Source organism: Streptomyces cinereospinus, from assembly GCF_042430725.1.
GTDB lineage: Bacteria > Actinomycetota > Actinomycetes > Streptomycetales > Streptomycetaceae > Streptomyces > Streptomyces cinereospinus.
On the sequence record NZ_JBHMCY010000006.1, the window covers coordinates 58,594 to 76,695 of the forward strand.

The window sequence follows — 18,102 nt, forward strand, 5'->3', positions numbered from 1 at the left end:
CTCAGCGGACAAGACGTCGCTCCAGGGTGCGCAGAAGTACGGAGGCCAGGTACGAGACGAGGACGAAGGCCACGCCGATCACGGTGAGGGGCTCGGTGAACCGGAAGTGCTCCTGGGAGAAGAGCCGCGCCTGGCCGAGCATGTCCAGCACGGTGATCGCCATGAGCAACGGCGTGTCCTTCAGCATCGAGATCACGTAGTTGCCGAGCGCCGGCACCACCCGGCGGACCGCCTGCGGCAGGATCACCGCCTGCCAGGTGCGGACCGTGGGCAGGCTCAGCGCCGTCGCGGCCTCCCACTGCCCGGCCGGCACCGCCTCGATGCCGGCCCGGTAGACCTGCATGGTGTACGTCGAGTAGTGCAGGCCGGTCGCGAAGACGCCGGTGGTCAGCGCGGAGAAGGTCAGACCCCACTCGGGCAGCACGTAGAAGAGGAAGAACAGCTGCACCAGCAGCGGCGTGTTCCGCACGAACTCCGTGAACGCCCCGACCGGCCAGCGCACCCAGCGGCTCGGCGTGCGCATCAGCAGCGCCCACACCAGCCCCAGCGCGAACGAGATCAGCGACCCCAGCAGCAGTGCCTGCACGGTGACGAGCAGGCCGTCCCAGAACTGCGGCATGAAGGCGCCGACCGCTCCCCAGTCCCAGGTCATCGGGCCACCCCCGCCTTCAGCCGGTGCTCCAGACCGCGCATCAGGCGGGTGAGCAGGAACGCGATCAGGAAGTAGACGATCAGCACGTACGTGTAGATCTCCGCGCTCTCCTGGAGGGCGAGCCGCACCAGGTTGCCGCTGAACGCCAGGTCGCTCATGCCCATGACCGACACCAGGGCGGTGCCCTTGAGCAGTTCGACCAGCAGGTTGGAGAACGGCGGGATCATCTCCGGCACGGCCTGCGGCAGCAGGATCAGCCGCAGCCGCTGCCACGGCGTGAAGCCGAGCGCGATCCCGCCCTCACGCTGCGCCGGGTCGACGGCGTTCAGCGCACCGCGCACGATCTCCGAGCCGTACGCCCCGTAGGTCAGCCCCAGGGCCAGGGTGCCCGCCCACAGCGGCACCAGCTGCCAGCCGAACGCGGGCGGCAGCACGAAGAACACCCAGAAGATCACCACCAGTGCCGAGGTGCCGCGGAACACCTCCGTGTAGAGGCCCGCGGCGAACCGCACGATCCACAGCCGGTGGGTGCGGGCGACGCCGACGGCGAAGGACACGACCGCGGCCAGCAGCGCGCTGAGCGCCAGCAGCTGGACGGTGGTCCAGGTGCCGGTGAGCACCAGTTCCCAGAGTCCCGAGGTCATCCGCCGCACAGCTCCTCAGCGGTCAGCTCGGTCATCTCGGTCCGGGTGAAGCCGAACCGGCTGAGGATCCGGAAGACCTCGCCGCTCCTCTTGAGCCGGTGCAGCTCCTCGTTGAAGGCGTCCCGCAGCCTCGTCTCGGTCGGCCGGAACGCGAAGGCGCCCCCGGCGAGCCGCGGCCTGCCGCCGACGACCGGGGTGAACGCCGCGGTCGCCTCGGTGGTGCGGGAGGTCCGCACGACCAGGCGGGAGGTGACCGCGGTGGCGGTGAAGAAGTCGACCCGGCCGGCCTCCACGGCGTTCAGCCCGGCGACCTGGTCGGGGACGATGAGGAGGTCGTCGCGCCGGTACCCGGCCTCGACGGCGTGCTCGATCTGGGCGTAGCCGGTCCCGGTGGCGATCCGGGCCCGCTTGGCGAGGGCGTCCTCGTAGTCGCGCAGCCCCATCGGATTGCCCTTGGGCACGACGAACGCGTCGGGCATCTGGTAGTCGGGGTCGGCGAAGATGACCTGTTCGCAGCGTTCCGGGGTGACGTACATCCCGGCCGCCACGACGTCGAACTGCTGGGAGTTCAGGCCCGGGATGAGCGAGCCGAACTCGGTCGGCACCGGCTGCACCCGGTCCACCCCGAGCCGCCGGAAGACCGCCTCGGCCAGTTCGGGCGCCTCACCGGTCAGTTCGCCGTTCCTGTCGATGTACCCGAAGGGGACCTCACCCGCGATGCCCAGGCGTACGACACCGGCGGACCGCAGCCGGTCCAGGAGGTCACCCCCGCTCGTGTCCGACGCGGTGGCCACGCGGCTGCAGCCGGCGGCGCCCAGCGTGCCGAGCGCCGCGACCCCCGCGAGCAGCGACCGGCGGGTGGGCCCGGGCAGGTGCGCGCGGGCGGGTGCGGACATGTGGTCTATGTGGTCGGTGTTTCCGGTGGGGCTTCTGCGTGGTGGAGCCATGGGCGCGCGGCTACCCGACCGCACGCGAGGTATGCCGGTCTTCTCCAGCCCCGCACGACTCACGGGCCCGGCGGCCGGGCGCCCTTGACCGCGCCGCCGCCGGCCCGGCCCCGGACGGCCGCGCCGGTCACCGTCAGTGCCCGGGCACGTCTCCGCGCCGCTTGCCGGCCACATTCGGCAGCGGCCGCCCCGCCTCCCGGAGGCCGTACGTCTGCACGCACTGGGCGGCGGGTTCGTCCCGCCGGCCGACCGTGTCGCCGCTCCCGTGCGGGCACCCTCTGCGCGTCCCGGTGCCGCCAGGTCCGCTCCCGCTGCGACTCCGGCGTCCGCGGCAGGTCCTTGGCCATCGCCGGGACGAGACCGGCGACGTACTCGGCGACGGGCTGGTCGACGACGCCCCGCGCGTCGGTCACCACGGTGCCGGACGCGGCCGGCTCCGGACACATCAGATGGTCCACGCCCGCGCCGGCGGTGTGCACCCGGCGCGGCCGCGGCCCGCCCCCCGGCCACGCCTCGCGCACCGCCCGCGAGGCCAAGTCCCGCACGGGCGGCACGCGTCGGCGTGCGGCAGCCGCCCGGCGAGCGCCGCGGCGTCCGTGTGCTCGATCCGGGCGCGGCCGGGGAGGCGGCCCGGCCCGGGGAGGCGGTTCGGCTCCAGGACGAGCGGGGCGGGGTGGTCATGGGCTGCCGTTCCTCCAGCCGGACGCGGGGCCGGCCGGTGACGCGGTGCCGACGGGTGTGACCGCGGGTGACCAGGGGTGATCCGGGCGGAGGGACCACGCTCGCACCCGAACCCGCCGTCGTCGGAAACGGGCACGGGCCCGGGCCTGTTCCGTCACCCGCCGGACCCCCGGCGAGCGGCCGGTGCCCGCCCCGGACGCCGCGGCGCACCCCGGCGGTCTCGGCCAACCGCCTGACGATGTGGGCGGCGCCGCGCCGACGGGGTACCCGTGCGGTGGGGCCGGGCGCCGGTCGATCCGGCGGCGCGCGCCGGCCCCGTACCGCCGGGGGGCCGCCCCCGGTGCCGTAGTGCCGGACGAAGAGCAGCAGGAAGGCTGGACATGACAGCACTGGGATTCCTCTACCCGGGCCACTCCGCCGAGGACGACTATCCGCGCATCGAGCAGCTTCTGGGCAGCGACATCCGGGTGGACCTGGTGCACACCGACGTCGGCGAGGACGCCCGCAAGCTGGACGCGCTGCGCGAACTGGGCGCCCCGCAGCGCCTGGCGGCCGGCGTGCAGGAGCTGCGGCACGCCGGTGCCGACGCCGTGGTGTGGGCATGCACCAGCGGCAGCTTCGTGCACGGCTGGGAGGGCGCCCACGAGCAGGTGCGCACCCTGGCCCACACCGCCGGCATGCCGGCGTCCTCGACCTCCTTCGCCTTCGTGCACGCGGTCCGGGAGCTCGGCCTGCGGCGGGTCGCGGTCGGCGCGACCTACCCCGATGACGTGGCCGGGCTCTTCGTGGACTTCCTCGCGGCGGCCGGGGTCGAGGTGACCGCCGTCCGCAGCTCCGGGACCGGCGCGGCGGCCGAGGTCGGCACCTGGGGCGAGGCGGAGGTCCTCGCGCTGGCCCGCACGGCCGACACGCCCGACGCGCAGGCGGTCCTCCTGCCGGACACGGCCCTGCACACGGCCGCCCACATCACGGCCCTGGAGGAGGAACTCGGCAAACCGGTCCTCACCGCCAACCAGGTCACGGTCTGGGAGGCGCTGCGGCTGGCGGACCGCCGGGTGAACGCGCCGGAACTGGGCGCCCTGTTCACCCGGGAGCCCCTCGTGCAGGTGTGAGCCGGGGGCCGGGCGGGCACACCGGGCGCCGCCACCGCCGTCGCCCCCCGGGGAATAAACGGGGACCGTCTCCTGTTAGCGGCCGGAGGACACCGCACGGCCCGAGACCAGGAGGCATCCCTTGCCCGCCGACGCGCACGACGAGCACGCCGCGCCCGACGAGATCCGCGGCACCGCACACGGCACCGCACCCGTCCCCCTGTCCGTACTGGACCTGGTCACCGTCGGCGCGGGCCGCACCGCCACCGACGCCCTGCGCACCGGCGTCGCCCTGGCCCGGCTGGCGGAGGCCCGCGGCTTCCACCGGTACTGGGTCGCCGAGCACCACTCCATGCCCGGTGTCGCCTCCTCGTCCCCGGCCGTGATCCTCGCCCACCTCGCCGCCCGCACCGACCGCATCCGCCTCGGCTCGGGCGGCGTGATGCTGCCCAACCACGCCCCGCTGGTGATCGCCGAGCAGTTCGGCACCCTGGAGGCGATGGCCCCGGGCCGGATCGACCTGGGCCTGGGCCGCGCCCCCGGCACCGACGGCGCCACCGCGGCCGCCCTGCGCCGCACCGACCGGCTGAACGAGGGCGCCGACGACTTCCCCGAGCAGCTCGCCGAGCTGACCCGGTTCCTCGACGACGACTTCCCCGACGGCCACCCCTACCGCCGTGTCCACGCGGTCCCCGGCCCCGTGCAGGCCACCTCGCCCGGCGGCGTGCAGTCCCCGCACCGCCCGCCGGTCTGGCTGCTCGGCTCCTCCGGCTTCAGCGCCCGGCTGGCCGGCCTGCTCGGCCTGCCCTTCGCGTTCGCGCACCACTTCTCCGCGCAGAACACCGTCCCCGCCCTCGACCTCTACCGGGAGTCCTTCCGGCCGTCCGGCGTGCTCGCCGCGCCCTACGCCCTCATCGGCGTCTCCGCGCTCGCCACCGACGACGAGAAGGAGGCCCGGCGCCAGGTCCGCGCCGCCGCGCTCAGCATGATCCGGCTGCGCACCGGACGCCCGGGGCTCGTGCCCACACCGGAGGAGGCGGAGGCGTACGCGTTCAGCCCGATGGAGGAGGAGTTCGTCACCTCCTGGAACGCCAACGTCGTGCACGGCACCCCGGACGAGGTCCGCGCGGGCCTGGACGACCTGCACAAGCGCACCGGCGCCGACGAGTTGATGATCACGGCCAACGCCCACAGCGGCGAGGTGCGCCTGCGCTCCTACGAACTCCTCGCCGACGCCTACGCGTTGCCGACCGCCTGACCGAACGGGCTGCTGAGCAACTGGGCGATGCGGTCCGGCGGCACCGGACGGGAGTACAGCCACCCCTGTCCGGTGTCGCACCCGATCCGGCGCAGCCGGCCGGCCTGCGCCGAGGTCTCGACGCACTCCGCGGTGACGGTCAGCCCCAGCCGGTGCGCCAGCTCGATCATCGCCTCCACGATGACCTCGTCGGCCGGACTGGGATGGGCGCCCGTGTCCTCGTACTGGAAGCCCCGCACGAAGGACCCGTCCAGCTTGAGCACCGACACCGGCAGCCGGCTGAGGTAGGCGAGGTTGGAGTAACCGGTGCCGAAGTCGTCGATGGCGATGCGGACGCCCATCTCGCTGAGCGCCTGCAACGCCTGCAACGGGCGGCCCGCGGAGCCCATCACCGCGGACTCGGTCAGCTCCAGCTGGAGCAGGTGCGGGGCCAGGCCCGTCTCGGTGAGGATCCCGGCGACGTCCGCGACCAGGTCGGAGTCCCAGACCTGGCGCACGGCCACGTTGACGGAGACGAACAGGGGCGGCTCGTCGGGGCGTTCCAGCTGCCAGCGGCGGGCCTGCCGGCAGGCGGTGGCGAGGACCCAGCGGCCGAGCGGGACGATCGCGCCGTCCTCCTCCGCCAGTGCGATGAACCGATTCGGCGTCAGCATGCCGAACTGCGGGTGGTTCCAGCGGACCAGCGCCTCGACCCCGCTGAGCCGTCCGTCCGCCATGCCGACCAGCGGCTGGTACTCCAGGACGAACTCGCCCCGGTCGATGGCCGGGCGGAGCGTGGAGGCGAGCGCCTGGCGGGTCATGCGGTGCGCGTTGCGCTCGGGGTCGAACAGCGTCCAGCGGGACTTGCCGTCCGCCTTCGCCCAGTACAGCGTGGTGTCCGCGGCCTGCATCAGACCGGTGGCGGTGGTGCCGGCGGCCTGCCGTTCGACGACCCCGATCGAGGCCGACAGCGACAGCCGCTGACCGGCCAGGTCGAACGGCTCCTGCAGGGCCGTCAGCACCGACTCGGCCAGATCGGCGAGTTGCTCGGTGCCGGTGGAGCCCTCCACCAGCAGGGCGAACTCGTCGCCGCCCAGCCGGGCCACCAGCGGCGCGCTTGCCCGGCCGTCCCCGGCCTGGTCCGCGCAGCGGCCCAGCCGCTCGGCCACGGCCGCGAGCAGCCGGTCGCCGATCCGGTGGCCGAGGGTGTCGTTGACCGCCTTGAAGCCGTCCAGGTCCAGGTAGCACAGCCCGATCCGGCCGGTGCCGCCGCGCTCGTACGACTCGACCTCCAGGGCGGCCGAGAGGCGCTCGAAGAACAGGGTCCGGTTGGGCAGCCGGGTCACCGGGTCGTGCATCTGCAAGTGCCGCAGTCTGCCCTGGAGTTCCCGCCGGGCGCTGATGTCGGCGGCGGCCAGCAGCGCGCCGTCCGCGCCGTCGGGCAGCGGGGCGACGGTGACCTGCACCCAGACGCTGTGCCCGTCGGGATGCTTCAGCCGCCGGCTGCACCGCAGCTTGACCTCCCGCCCGCGCAGCACCTCGCGGTACGCGTGCCAGGAGCGGGCGTCGGAGGCCAGGTCGACCAGGTCGGCGGCGACCCGGCCGGTCAGCTCGCCGGGGCCGGCGCCGAGCAGGTCGGCCAGCGCCGCGTTGGCGCTGACCACCAGGCCCTCGCGGTCGACGACCGCCATCGCGAGGGGAGCAGCGGCGAAGGCCGCTCGATAGGAGTCGGAGGCGTCGGCCCCGGTACCTCGCGACGCCTGTTGATTACTGTCTGTGACGGCCGGCCCGATGAGGTCTGCCGCGGGCGTCGGCCCTTCGGACGTTCCGCTCACCGCTCGCTCCCGCAGTGCACTCGATCTGCTCGATCTGCTCGATCTCTGTCCGGGCAGGAAAGGGTTCAGGAAAGTGTGCCGATCATAGAGGGCCGCCCCTGGCGCTCGCAGCCCACTGTCCAGTGTCGCGGACCACGCGCGGAACGACCCGCCCTCCTGCCACATCGTTTCTGCCCGCCTGAGGCCCGGTTCCCCCGTCTTCCGGCCGGTTGTGACGGACCGTGAGCGATACGGGGGTGTCGACCGGTTCGGTGACCCGGTCCGGCCTGTCGGGGAACCTCACTCGTCCGGTGCAGGCAAACAGGGCATACAACAATAAATTCACACAATCTGGATGCGGTGTCCCGCCAACCGCATCCGGAGGTCCATGTGCCGCGCCAGCCGCTCCTGGGGGAACGCACCCGCGAGGCCTGCAAGGGGCTCGGCCGTGTCGCCGCCCGCCCCCGACTGCGCAGCACCGCGGCCGTGTTCACCATCCTGTCGGCGCTGGCGGCCACCTCCCTGATCACCTGCCCCTCGGTCGCCGAGCCGTTCGCGGCCGCGCCGTGCGCCCTCGCCCGCACCCAGGCCCACCACTCCGAGGGGCTGGACACCTGGAACGCCGCCTATCCGCGGCCGGCCGGCTCGCTGGACGCGGTGATGGTCTTCCTGTCCTTCCCGGACTCCCGTCCGCCGACCACCCCGGCCGAACTGGCCGCCGACCACTTCCCGGCCACCAGCCGCTACTTCGAACACGCTTCCTACGGCACGTTCCGGCTCCGCCCGCACCCGCTGCGGCACTGGATCCGCATGCCGCGGCCCTCCACGGCGTACGCCATACAGCGCGACTGGACCGCCCCGCACCGGGCGGCCTACCTGCGCGACGCGCTCGCCGTCACCGACGACCAGGTCGACTTCTCGCGCTACGACATCGTCTACTTCGTCGCCGACCCGCACGCGCCCGGCGTCGACTCGGACGCCACCAAGGTGGTCAACCTCGACACCCCGCTGCGCGCCGACGGCACCGACATCCGCCGGATCGTCACGGTCTTCGAGAACCACCCGCCGGACCGGCTCGTCCTCGCCCACGAGACCGGCCATGTCTTCGACCTGCCCGACCTCTACCACCGCCCGGTGGACGGCAAGGGTGACTGGGACACCCATGTGGGTGACTGGGACCTGATGGGCAGCCAGTTCGGACTCGCCCCGGACCTCTTCGGCTGGCACAAGTGGAAGCTGGGCTGGCTGGAGCCGCGGCAGGTGGTCTGCGTGCGGGGTGAGCGGCCCGTACGGCTGACGCTGGAGCCGCTCGGGGCCGGGCCCGGGCGGCAGGCGAGCGCCGCGGCCGGCGCCCCGGCCTTCGGGCTCGGCCGCGGGACCAAGCTGGCGGTGGTGCGCACGGGGGCCGACAGCGTCCTCGCCTTCGAGGCGCGCGGCCCGATCGGCAACGATCACGGGAGCTGCCGGCAGGGCGTCCTGGTCTACCGCGTCCACGCCGGCGCCGAGTCCGGCGGCGGCCCGGTCCAGGTGATCGACGCCCACCCGGACACGGAGGCGTGCTGGGAGGGCTCGGTGTACCCGCCGCTCGCGGACGCGCCGGTGGCGCTGGGGGAGAGCTTCACCGTGCCGGGGAGCGGGGTGCGGGTGGAGGTGGAGGGGCGCACGGCCTCGGGGGCCTGGACCGTGAAGATCGGGAACGGCTAGTGCCGCGGCACTGGCGGACGCCCGCCTCGCGGCTGTTCCGCACACACGAAGAGGCCCCTCGCTTCCGCGAGGGGCCTCTTCGGTGTCGTGCGCCGCCAGGGACTCGAACCCCGGACCCGCTGATTAAGAGTCAGCTGCTCTAACCAACTGAGCTAGCGGCGCCTGCTGACGTCGTAGACATTAGCACCCTGGTCGACGGGAGGAAAAATCGATATCCGCACGGCCGAGCGGGCCGCCCGGACGGCCGCCCAGAGCAGCATCTCCGGGCCCGGCAGCCAGGGCCGGCGGGTGTCGGGGGCGACCAGCCAGCGGGAGCCTGAGGCCCCGGCCGGCTCCGTGGCGGCCGGGGCCGGGACGGTCACCGCGTCGCCGGTGCCGTGGCAGAGCAGGGGCGGGACGGCGGCCGTACGCCCCCGGGGCCCCGCGTCCGGGCCCGTGGCCTCCCACTCCTCCCACCCCAGCAGCGAGGGCAGCCGCTGGGCCGTGCCCGGCGCGGCGAACAGCAGCAGCCGGCCCCGGAACACCGCCACCGGGCCCGAGCCCGGGCCGTCCGACCAGAGCCGGTCCAGCATCCGGCGCCCGAAGATCGCGGGCGCGCTGACGACGTCGAAGGCGGAACCGCAGGGCAGCACCACGGGGGCGTCCGGGCGCTCCTCCCAGAAGGCGAGGGTGCTGCGCGGATACGTTCCTGCCGAGGCGAGCCAGGCGGCGCCGTCCGAGGTCAGTGTGCTGCTGCTCATGGTCCACAGGTACCGTGCGTGCCCGCTCCGTTTCCGTGGGTTGCCGAAAACCGGGACAGAAAAAGGCGTCAGGGGGTACCTTGCCCGGCTGGCATATGCCGGGAGGGCGGGTGCGGCCGCCGGACGGCTCACACGGGGTCCGGCCCCCGCGCGTCGACCCCGCGCAGCAGATCCCGGCCGAACTCCACCATCTTCTTGGCGTAGTCCTCGGTCCACTCGGCCCGCTCGGCGATGTCCGCGGCCGTCAGCCGGTCGAACCGGCGCGGATCGGCGAGCTGCGCCGCCGCCATGGCCTGGAACTCCACCGCCCGGTCCGCCGCCGCCCGGAAGGCCTGCGTCAGCTCCGTGGCCCGGGCCAGCAGCGTCCGGGGGTCGTCGATCGACTCCAGATCGAAGAAGTGCTCCGGATCGGAGGCCGCTTCCGCGGGCTCGAAGAGCAGGGGCGCGGGGCGTAGCCGCGGCTCGTTCCTGCGCGGCGTGGGCTCCGCCATGTCCTCATCTCCTCCTCGTACTGTTCCGACGGCACCGCCCGCACAGGACGGGGCCACCCTCAATTCTCTCGCGCCCGCGCAAGGGGGCCCGGGACCACCCCGCACTCACCGGCCGCCTCCCGCGGGCGGGCGGTGGAGTCGGCCCGGGGCGGTGTGGTGCCGCTCACGCGGGCCACCGCGCGCGGTGCTCGTTCAGGTGGGTGAGGACCGCGTGGTTCGCCTCCCAGCGGTTCGGGCTGTGACCGTCGGCCGCCTCCGGCGGCGTGCCGGACTCCGTCCGACGGAGTCGGCTGGGGGCGGTGTGGTGCCGCTCACGCGGGCCACCGCGCGCGGTGCTCGTTCAGGTGGGTGAGGACCGCGTGGTTCGCCTCCCAGCGGTTCGGGCTGTGACCGTCGGCCGCCTCCGGCGGCGTGCCGGACTCCGTCCGGCGGAGTCGGCTGGGGGCGGTGTGGTGCCGCTCACGCGGGCCACCGCACGCGGTGCTCGTTCAGGTGGGCGAGGACCGCGTGGTTCGCCTCCCAGCCGTCCGGGAATTTCACCACCGTGCCCAGCTGGACCGGTTCCGTCGACGGGTAGTCGTCCAGCAGGTCGCTCACCCCGGCCCGGCAGACCACGACGCACGCGTGCCGGTGCCGGGAGGCCAGCACGCACAGGCGGCCGGTCTCCAGGTGGAAGGCGGTGGCGTCGGGGCGGCCGGAGAGCGGGTGCAGGACGACCGTGACGTCGTACTCCCGGCCCTGGAGGCGGTTCGCCGTGTCGACGGTGACCTCGCGGACCCCCAGCTGGGCCAGTGCCGTGCGGACGGCCGCCGCCTGGTCGCGGTGGGCCGTGCCGACGGCGACCCGGTCGGGGGTGAGGGGCACCGGCCTGTCGGAGCGCTCCGACGTGGCCGCCCCGCCCCGGTCCAGCAGCCGCCGCACCACCGTCGCCACCGCCCCCACCGCCTCCGGGTCGGTGCGCGGCGTGTGCCGGGCGGGCAGCTCCAGCAGGCCCCAGCCGGACTCCGCCGCCTCGTCGATCACCCGGTCTGGCCCCGAGCCGTCCGAGGGGACGCCGAAGGCCAGCCGCCGGTCGCCGTGGCCGGTGCCGCTGCGGAACGGCGTGTAGGGGTAGAACGCGTCCGAGACCAGCGGCGCCGCCGAGGCGGGCAGCCGCCAGGAGACCGGCAGCCGGTGCTGCGGCAGCTCGGGGTTGTGCGCCAGCAGGGTGCTGACCGCCGACGCCGAAGGGTCGTACGACAGCCCCGCCCACTGCTCGCTGCCCACGACGGCGAACGGGTCCAGCTGCCCGGGGTCGCCCACGAACAGCGCCCGCTCGAACAGCCCGGCCACGGCGAGCAGCGAGTCCGAGCGCATCTGGTACGCCTCGTCGACGATCGCGTGCCGCCACGGCTCGTCGACCTTCACGTGCCCCCACTTCGCGGCGGTGGAGATGACCACCGGCAGCCCGGCGAGGTCCGCCGCCTTCGCCGACTTCCGTACCTGCGGCAGCTCGTCCAGCGCCTTGTCGTACGGGTCGGCGTCACTGCTGTGCAGGCGGCCCACCGGCAGCCCGGGGTTCTTCTCGGCGAGCCGGACGACGAGGTCGTCGACCTGGGCGTTGGTCTGCGCGACGACCATCAGCGGGCGGCCCGCGTCGGCCAGCTCCAGCGCCGCGCGCACCACCAGCGTGGACTTGCCGGCGCCGGGCGGGGAGTCGACGACGACACCCCGGTGGGAGCCGTGCAGCGTGTCGTGCAGGATCGCGTCGGTGGCGCGGGCCGCGGCGGCCCCGGGGTCGAAGGCGGTCCGCGTAATCACAGGACGTCCTCCTCGGTGACGGGGTCGGCGGGCTCCGGGCCGGTCGGTTCGCCGGGCGGCCCGCCATGCGTCCACGGCGTGTCCTCCGCGTCGGGCAGCTTCGCACCGCCCCGCTGTTCGTGTTCGAAGAGCGTGAAGCACACCGCGTCGCCCTTCTCCGGCACGGATCCGGGCTCGGGCTCCTTGCCGCGCCCCATCTTGTCGAGGATCCTCAGCACGACCAGGACGCTCCCGCTCTCGCCACCGCCGTCGTCCTCGTGCCCGACGAACTCGGCGGACTGCGGCTTGCCGGCCAGCGAGCGGTACACCTTCACCCGCTCGCCCAGGTGCGGCCGGTCGTCCGTGCGGACGGTGACCAGCGGGCGCGGGCCGGGCCGCCTGCCCTCGCCGTACGCCATGACCACATCCGTGACCTCGCCCGCGAACGCCTCCCCGGACAGCCGCCGCCCGGCCATCACCAGCGGGTCGTCCAGCGCCTCCTGGGCCTCCAGGCGGGCCTGCTCGCGCTCGCGCGTGGCCAGCTTGTTCGCCGCCGTCACCGCGTCGTCGCGGCGCGGCTGCGGGGGCTCGCCCGCCAGCACGCGGTCGCGGTGGCCGGTGAACGACCAGCGGTCGCGCGTCCACCGCTCCTCCACCCGCGCCCCCGCGGGCAGCTCCCGCAGCAGGTCCAGGCCGTGCCAGACCGCGTCCCAGGTGGGGCGCGTGACCCGCTCGACCAGGGCGCGGATCTGCCGCTCGGCGGCGGTGACGTCACCGAGCCGGTCGTCCGCCTCCATCCCGTCCTCGGCGGCGGCGAGGGCCGTCCGCGCGCGGTCGTAGCGCTCGACGGCCGGGGCGAGCAGCGTGTTGTCGAACGCCGGGTCGGTGGCCGGTCCGGCCGGCGGGCACAGGAGCTGGCCCCGCTCGTCGCGGTGCAGCTCCGCCCGCAGCGCGGCCTCGGCGCCGGTGGTGCCCTCCGGCGGGTCGATCCAGGCGAGCAGCGCGCCCAGGTGCTGGTCCTCCAGGCCGGACTGGCCGGTCGCCCAGTGCCGGGACAGCACGTCGGTCAGGGCCAGCAGCAGCGAGGAGCCGGGAACCCGGGCGCGCTCCGCGCAGTGCGTCAGCCACCGGCCGAGCAGCGGCACCCTCGGCGGCGCGGGATGGGGCGCCTCCGGGTCCTGTTCGGCCGTACGGCGGAAGCGCATCGAGCGTCCCAGCAGCCGGACCAGGTCGATGCCCGCGCGGCTCGGCACGACCAGCTGCGGGGCGTCCGCGCACAGCTCCACCTCGACCTTGACCCGCTTGCCGGTCTGCGGGTCGGTCTCGGTGCGCTCGGCCGCCTCGACGCTCCCGGCGTGGGCGTCGATGTACGGCAGGACCACGTCCGCCAGTTCGGCCAGGAACGTGAACCTGAGGTCGCGGTCGCGCGGCTGCGGGACGACCAGCAGGCGCGGCGCGTCCCGGTCGGTGCCGACCAGCGCGCCGAGCGGGGCGCCGGCCTCACCGGCGGTGGTCAGCGGCACCAGCACGAGGGGGTGCTCGGACAGGTGCCGGTGCCGGACGGTGGCGGTGGGCTGGGCACGGCCGGTGTCGACGGCTTCGATACGGGCGAGGGCGGAGATCAGCGACACCGGGCGGCCTCCGCGGACTCGGCACGCCGCTGCGGCGCCCCGGGGTGTCGGCCGCCGGCCCCGACCGCGTCGGGATGCCGCCCGCCGGAGGTGTCGGGCCGCCGCCCGCCGGCTGCCCCGGCGTGCTGCCGGCCCAGTGCCTCGGCACGCAGGCGGGCCGCCCGGCGCAGGGCCGCCACCGCCGGGTCGTCCGGGTCGCCGGCCGCACCGCGGGCCGCCGCGAGGACGTCCTCGACGGTCGTCAGGCCGCCCAGCTCGGCGCGGACCGAGCGGCCGAGGGAGGTCACCGCGCCCCGCGCGCGGGAGCGTTCGCGGCAGTGGAAGGCCAGCTCGCACGCCGACAGGCACTCCGGCGCGTAGGTCGCCGGGACCGCCTCGACGGCAACGGTGAGCTGCTCGGCGGGCAGCCCGGGGGAGAAGCAGGTGCCCTGGGGGAGCGCGTCGGCGATGTCCTGGATGCGGGTGAGACGGGTCAGCTGGCGGCGGGTGACCGCGCGCTGCTTGCGCACGTCGACGGCGGAGGCGGTGGGGAGGTTGGAGAAGTCCTTCGGGCAGACCAGCAGGACCTGGTGCCGGACCGGCGGGGCGGGCTCCATCCGGGCGGCGACCTCCTCCAGCGCCAGCACGTACACCGCCGCCTGCCGGGCGGCCGCGCCCACCTTCGCGGGGTCCGCCGAACCGTCCAGCAGGGGGAACGACTTGATCTCCACGACCGTCCAGCCGCCGTCCGGGTGCACGACCACGGCGTCCGGCTCCAGGAACGCCGGGGAGCCGGCGACGTCCAGCGCGAGCATCGGGTGGTCCAGCAGCGTCCAGCCGCCCGCCTCGACGGCCTCGCGCAGCGCCAGCGCCGTGCGCGCGGCACGGCCCTCGGGGCCGCCGGCGGACAGCTCCGGCACGCGCGCGTCCACGGGTGCCTCGGCGCGCGGGTCCAGCCGCTCGTGCGCCAGCCGCAGCAGCTCCGCGCCGCCGTCCGCCTTGACCCGGGCCTCGAAGGCGTTGCCCCGCATGAAGGCGAACTGCGACTGCCCGAACGCCGACGGGGCGCCCAGCGCGCCGGCCAGCGCCGCCTTGTCCACCCCGGCGCCGTCGAGGATCGCGCGCCGTCTGCAGCCCGGGTTGGCCGCGAGGGCGGCCAGGGCGCGCGCGTCCAGCGCCTTGGCCGGGACGTCGGGACCGCGCAGCTCAGCGAGCCGGTGCCGGAGCGCCGTCCCCCGCGTCCGTGGGGGAGGCACCGGGCTCGGCTCCGGATCCGGACCGGGACTCGCGCTGCCGTGGAATTCGCTCACCCGCCGAAGTCTGACATCCGCCACTGACAATCGGGGCCCGAGCGGCCCGAGCGGCCCGAGCGGCCCGAGCGGCCGGAGAGTCCGTTGCGCCCGTCGCGCCGGTCGCGGCCGGTGCGGTCGCCGCGCCCCGGGCGGGCAGCCACGTCCGTACCAGGCCCGCGCACCACGTCACGTACGGCACCAGCAGCAGCCCCGCGCCCATCACGGCGGCGCCCGCGACCGCGTCGAGGAAGTAGTGGTTGGCGGTACCCATCACCACGACCGTGGTCACCAGCGGGTACCCGACGCCCGCGACCTTGGCGAGGCGCGTCCCGCCGTACCGCCACAGGATCACCCCGCACCACAGCGCCCAGCCGACGTGCAGGCTCGGCATCGCGGCGTACTGGTTGGTCATGCCGCCCAGCCCGCGCGGCGCGCTCGCCTCGCCGGCCCACCAGCCGTACGTGCTGTACTGGGCCATCGTGTCCACGAACCCGTGCCCGGCCGACAGCAGGCGGGGCGGGCAGGTGGGCATCAGCGTGAACCCGACGAGGCCGATGAAGGTCGAGGTCATCAGCCAGGTGCGGGCCGCGCGGTAGCGCACGGGCCGGGACCGGAAGAGCCAGACGAGGAGCGCGGGCGTGACCAGGTAGTGCAGCGACGCGTACCAGAAGTCGGCCGGTACGCCGATCCACGCCTCGCGGGTGAACAGGCGGTTGAGCGGGTGCTCGGCGTTGAGGCGCAGGGCCTGCTCGACGCGCAGGATCGCCAGACCGTGGTCGACGGCGGTGCCGACGTCGCCGCGGGCGAGCAGCCGGCCCGCCGAGTAGCAGGCGTACACCAGCAGTAGCAGCGGCAGCTCGGTCCACCAGCGCAGCCGAGGGTGGTGCGGGGCCGCCTCGATGCCCGGCGTCTCGGCGTGCGGCATCCGATCGCCCTCCCCCTTCTCGTCGCGCGGTGCCCCACGGCCCCACGGACCGGTCGGATCACTCTACGGTGCGAATCGCGGCCCCCGACGGGTACCCTTCCCGGCCCTGATAGACGCCAGGAACGACCCCTGGGTTGCCCTGCGCAGGGGTACGCGATGATGGAGGGGTTCCGCCTCAGTTCTTCTCCAGGAAAGGTCCCGTCCCCTCATGGCACCGCGCATCCTGCTGGCCCGGCACGGGCAGACGGAGTGGTCGCTGGCCGGCAAGCACACCGGCAGGACCGACATCCCCCTCCTCGACGAGGGGCGGCGCGGCGCGAAGCTCCTCGGCGAACGCCTGCACCAGGCACCGCACTCCGGGCTCCGGGACGCCGAGGTCCGCACCAGCCCGCTCTCCCGCGCGCGGGAGACCTGCGAGCTGGCCGGCTTCGGCTCCCGCGCCCGCACCTGGGACACGCTCCTGGAGTGGGACTACGGCGCCTACGAGGGGCTGACCCCCGCCGACATCCAGGCGCTCCGCCCCGGCTGGCTGATCTGGCGCGACGGCGTGCCCGAGGGCGAGACCCCGGCCGACATGGCGGCCCGCGCGGACGAGGTGGTCGCCTGGGCCCGCTCCGAGGACCGCGACGTCCTGCTCTTCGCCCACGGACACGTCCTGCGCTCCATCGGCGCCCGCTGGCTGGGCCTGCCGATCGACTTCGCGGCCCGCATCCGCCTCAACCCGACCTCGCTGTCGGTGCTGGGCTGGGCGTACGGGGAGCCGGCGATCGACAGCTGGAACGACGTGGGGCACTTGGCGAGGTAGCCGCACGCGGCGCGGGCGCGGTGCGGACCCGCCGTGCGCCGGTGCCCGTGTCACACCGACCGCGGCAGTGCGGCGTGCCGTTCCAGGAACCACGACACCCCTGAGGCCCGCCGGTGCGGCAGCAGCACCCGCGCGGTGCCCGCCAGCATCGCCTGGATCCGTGACGACTGCACCTCGTCCAGCAGGTCCAGCACCCGCATCCCCGCCGCGGCGGCCTCGTCGGGCCGTCCCCCGCGCGCGAGATCGTCCGCGAGCTCCGCCGTGTACAGCGCGATGTTCCGGGCGAAGTGCGGGTCCTGCAGATGCGCGGCCCGCCGCGCGTGCCGGGCCGCCCGCGTCCAGTCGCCCAGCGCCGACCAGCACTGCGCTTCCAGCGCCTCCAGTTCGGCCTCCCCGTAGAAGGTCATCCACTCCGGATCGGCGTCCGAGGTGCCCCGCGCGAAGAGGACCCGCGCGCGCGTGAGTGCCTGAGCGCACCCGGTGCGGTCGGTGAGCCCCGCCCAGCCCCCCGCCTCGCGCAGCGCCAGCAGCGACATCAGCCGGTCCGACCCCAGGGGCCGGGCGATCCGCTGCGCTGCCTGCGCCGCCCGTACCGCCTCGCGCGGCCGCCCGGTGTCCCGGGCGAGGAACGACGTGTTGCAGAAGGCATGCGCCTCCAGCGCCGGGTCCCCGGTCATCCGGGCCGTGGCCAGCGCCTCCGCGTAGTGCGAGCGGGCGTCGTCGAACCGCCCCGAGTCGTGCGCCAGCCAGCCCACGGAGATGGCCAGTTCACCCGCGCCCGAGTGCAACCGTTCGGCGGTCGCCTGCCGGGTCGCGCCGGCGTCCAGCAGCGCGTAAGCGGCGCGCAGCGGAGCCGCCGCGCGCCGGTACAGTCCGTCCGCTCCGTGCCGGTCGTCCAGCAACCGGATCCGGCGGACGGCCTCTTCGAGCGCGCCCGCCTCGCTCGCCCCGGCGCGCCGCGCGGGGCGTTCCGCCGCCGACGCGTCGAGTGCGAGCCCGAAGGGGCCCAGCGAGGCGGCGGCCACGGTGGCGCCCCCGCTCATGAATGCGCGACGCAGCACGTCGCTCTCCTCGTAGTTGATGTGCGTGTCGTACGGGTCCTGCGTGTCATACGGCTCACCCGCTCCGCGTGTCTCACTCGTGCCCTGCGCCGGGCTCGAGGAGTGCTCGGGGGGCGTGTCCTCGTCGATGCGCGCCCCGCGTCCCCGCCCCCGTACGGACGAGCGCGGCGCGAACCCCAGGTCGGTGAGCGTGCGTCCGGGGAACATGTGCAGGAACACGCGTTCGTAGGCGTAGTTGGGGCAGCGGATCTCGCCCGCCTCCACCCGGCCGATGTACCGCGCGTCACAGCTGACCCGCTCACCGATCTCGCGCGCGGCCCGCCGCACCGCCGCGGCGAACTCGCCGGGGGAGCGCCTGCCGCGCAGGCGCCGGAAGGCGAGGTTCGGCCGCGGTGGCCGGTTGGGCTGGGACGAGGTCGCGCTGGACGACGTCATGGCCGGGTCCTCTCGTGCGAACCGTCGAACCATGCCGGACCAGGACGAGGACGAGTTGAACGATTCAGCCGTAGTGACGCCCCGTGTCCGGCGGGCAAGAACGTACCTGCTGTGCCGGTCCCGGCACGCGGTGTTCGGCTACAAACCGGATGTCCCATCCGGCATCTGCCATGAACTGCCATCCTTTGCGGCGC

Annotated in this window: 15 protein-coding genes, 1 tRNA gene and 1 pseudogene; 4 read left to right on the forward strand and 13 right to left on the reverse strand. The window is 74.8% G+C overall.

Annotated elements, in window-relative coordinates; translation table 11 throughout:
- Position 1: 1 nt before the first annotated feature.
- The 4 genes and pseudogenes from ehuD to ACFF45_RS04715 form a co-directional block, all read right to left on the reverse strand.
- A complete protein-coding gene (ehuD, locus tag ACFF45_RS04700; protein ID WP_381342238.1) occupies positions 2–652 on the reverse strand; it encodes an ectoine/hydroxyectoine ABC transporter permease subunit EhuD in 651 nt (216 codons plus the stop codon).
- Positions 649–1,296 (reverse strand): ectoine/hydroxyectoine ABC transporter permease subunit EhuC, encoded by a 648-nt coding sequence (ehuC, locus tag ACFF45_RS04705; protein ID WP_381342241.1) that lies wholly within the window; start codon positions 1,294–1,296, stop codon positions 649–651. The genes ehuD and ehuC overlap by 4 nt, the downstream gene beginning before the upstream one ends.
- Entirely contained in the window at positions 1,293–2,192 is a 900-nt protein-coding gene (gene ehuB / locus ACFF45_RS04710; RefSeq protein WP_381342244.1) for an ectoine/hydroxyectoine ABC transporter substrate-binding protein EhuB, read from the reverse strand. The genes ehuC and ehuB overlap by 4 nt, the downstream gene beginning before the upstream one ends.
- A 323-nt stretch (positions 2,193–2,515) precedes the next feature.
- Positions 2,516–2,901: pseudogene (locus tag ACFF45_RS04715) on the reverse strand (D-2-hydroxyacid dehydrogenase); the annotation flags it as partial.
- Positions 2,902–3,304: 403 nt separating this feature from the next.
- Here ACFF45_RS04715 and ACFF45_RS04720 point away from each other — a divergent pair.
- Positions 3,305–4,036: a maleate cis-trans isomerase family protein gene (locus tag ACFF45_RS04720; RefSeq protein WP_381342247.1), complete on the forward strand. Its 732-nt coding sequence runs from the start codon at positions 3,305–3,307 to the stop codon at positions 4,034–4,036.
- Positions 4,037–4,157: 121 nt separating this feature from the next.
- Entirely contained in the window at positions 4,158–5,273 is a 1,116-nt protein-coding gene (locus ACFF45_RS04725; RefSeq protein WP_381342250.1) for an LLM class flavin-dependent oxidoreductase, read from the forward strand.
- On the opposite strand, the gene ACFF45_RS04730 is transcribed toward ACFF45_RS04725, so the two are convergent.
- On the reverse strand, positions 5,252–7,087 hold the full coding sequence (locus tag ACFF45_RS04730) for a putative bifunctional diguanylate cyclase/phosphodiesterase (protein WP_381342252.1): 1,836 nt from the start codon (positions 7,085–7,087) through the stop codon (positions 5,252–5,254). The genes ACFF45_RS04725 and ACFF45_RS04730 overlap by 22 nt on opposite strands.
- Positions 7,088–7,426: 339 nt before the next feature.
- Between ACFF45_RS04730 and ACFF45_RS04735 the strand changes: the two genes are divergently transcribed.
- A complete protein-coding gene (locus tag ACFF45_RS04735) occupies positions 7,427–8,770 on the forward strand; it encodes a M6 family metalloprotease domain-containing protein (RefSeq protein ID WP_381342255.1) in 1,344 nt (447 codons plus the stop codon).
- An 88-nt stretch (positions 8,771–8,858) separates the two neighbouring features.
- On the opposite strand, the gene ACFF45_RS04740 is transcribed toward ACFF45_RS04735, so the two are convergent.
- The 7 genes from ACFF45_RS04740 to ACFF45_RS04770 all read right to left on the reverse strand — a co-directional run bounded on the left by ACFF45_RS04740 (position 8,859) and on the right by ACFF45_RS04770 (position 15,607).
- A tRNA-Lys gene (locus ACFF45_RS04740) sits at positions 8,859–8,932 on the reverse strand.
- Positions 8,923–9,642 carry a bifunctional DNA primase/polymerase gene (locus ACFF45_RS04745; protein WP_381342258.1) on the reverse strand — a complete coding sequence of 240 codons (720 nt, stop codon included), beginning with the start codon at positions 9,640–9,642 and terminating at the stop codon, positions 8,923–8,925. The genes ACFF45_RS04740 and ACFF45_RS04745 overlap by 10 nt, the downstream gene beginning before the upstream one ends.
- Positions 9,639–10,001, reverse strand: coding sequence for a DUF8844 domain-containing protein (locus ACFF45_RS04750; RefSeq protein ID WP_381342260.1), 363 nt, complete (start codon positions 9,999–10,001; stop codon positions 9,639–9,641). The genes ACFF45_RS04745 and ACFF45_RS04750 overlap by 4 nt, the downstream gene beginning before the upstream one ends.
- A 459-nt stretch (positions 10,002–10,460) precedes the next feature.
- Positions 10,461–11,798 carry an AAA family ATPase gene (locus ACFF45_RS04755; RefSeq protein WP_381342464.1) on the reverse strand — a complete coding sequence of 446 codons (1,338 nt, stop codon included), beginning with the start codon at positions 11,796–11,798 and terminating at the stop codon, positions 10,461–10,463.
- Complete coding sequence (locus tag ACFF45_RS04760; RefSeq protein ID WP_381342263.1) at positions 11,798–13,411, reverse strand: hypothetical protein; 1,614 nt, start codon at positions 13,409–13,411, stop codon at positions 11,798–11,800. Before ACFF45_RS04760 ends, ACFF45_RS04755 begins: the two co-directional genes overlap by 1 nt.
- Positions 13,402–14,646 carry a hypothetical protein gene (locus ACFF45_RS04765; protein WP_381342265.1) on the reverse strand — a complete coding sequence of 415 codons (1,245 nt, stop codon included), beginning with the start codon at positions 14,644–14,646 and terminating at the stop codon, positions 13,402–13,404. Before ACFF45_RS04765 ends, ACFF45_RS04760 begins: the two co-directional genes overlap by 10 nt.
- Positions 14,597–15,607: a phosphatase PAP2 family protein gene (locus ACFF45_RS04770; RefSeq protein WP_381342268.1), complete on the reverse strand. Its 1,011-nt coding sequence runs from the start codon at positions 15,605–15,607 to the stop codon at positions 14,597–14,599. The genes ACFF45_RS04765 and ACFF45_RS04770 overlap by 50 nt, the downstream gene beginning before the upstream one ends.
- A 208-nt stretch (positions 15,608–15,815) precedes the next feature.
- Between ACFF45_RS04770 and ACFF45_RS04775 the strand changes: the two genes are divergently transcribed.
- Complete coding sequence (locus ACFF45_RS04775; protein ID WP_381342270.1) at positions 15,816–16,412, forward strand: histidine phosphatase family protein; 597 nt, start codon at positions 15,816–15,818, stop codon at positions 16,410–16,412.
- Between the two features lie 50 nt (positions 16,413–16,462).
- On the opposite strand, the gene ACFF45_RS04780 is transcribed toward ACFF45_RS04775, so the two are convergent.
- The gene (locus ACFF45_RS04780; protein WP_381342273.1) at positions 16,463–17,908 is read right to left on the reverse strand and encodes an NsdA family TPR-like regulatory protein; all 1,446 of its coding nucleotides are present in this window, start codon (positions 17,906–17,908) and stop codon (positions 16,463–16,465) included.
- Between the last annotated feature and the right edge of the window lie 194 nt (positions 17,909–18,102).

Bases quoted from the DNA above. Each gene is read 5' to 3' on its own strand.
- ehuC (WP_381342241.1), bottom strand. From the start codon at position 1,296: ATGACCTCGGGACTCTGGGAACTGGTGCTCACCGGCACCTGGACCACC.
- ACFF45_RS04750 (WP_381342260.1), bottom strand. From the start codon at position 10,001: ATGGCGGAGCCCACGCCGCGCAGGAACGAGCCGCGGCTACGCCCCGCG.
- ACFF45_RS04720 (WP_381342247.1), top strand. From the start codon at position 3,305: ATGACAGCACTGGGATTCCTCTACCCGGGCCACTCCGCCGAGGACGAC.
- ACFF45_RS04775 (WP_381342270.1), top strand. From the start codon at position 15,816: ATGGCACCGCGCATCCTGCTGGCCCGGCACGGGCAGACGGAGTGGTCG.
- ACFF45_RS04770 (WP_381342268.1), bottom strand. From the start codon at position 15,607: ATGCCGCACGCCGAGACGCCGGGCATCGAGGCGGCCCCGCACCACCCT.
- ACFF45_RS04780 (WP_381342273.1), bottom strand. From the start codon at position 17,908: ATGACGTCGTCCAGCGCGACCTCGTCCCAGCCCAACCGGCCACCGCGG.
- ehuD (WP_381342238.1), bottom strand. From the start codon at position 652: ATGACCTGGGACTGGGGAGCGGTCGGCGCCTTCATGCCGCAGTTCTGG.
- ehuB (WP_381342244.1), bottom strand. From the start codon at position 2,192: ATGTCCGCACCCGCCCGCGCGCACCTGCCCGGGCCCACCCGCCGGTCG.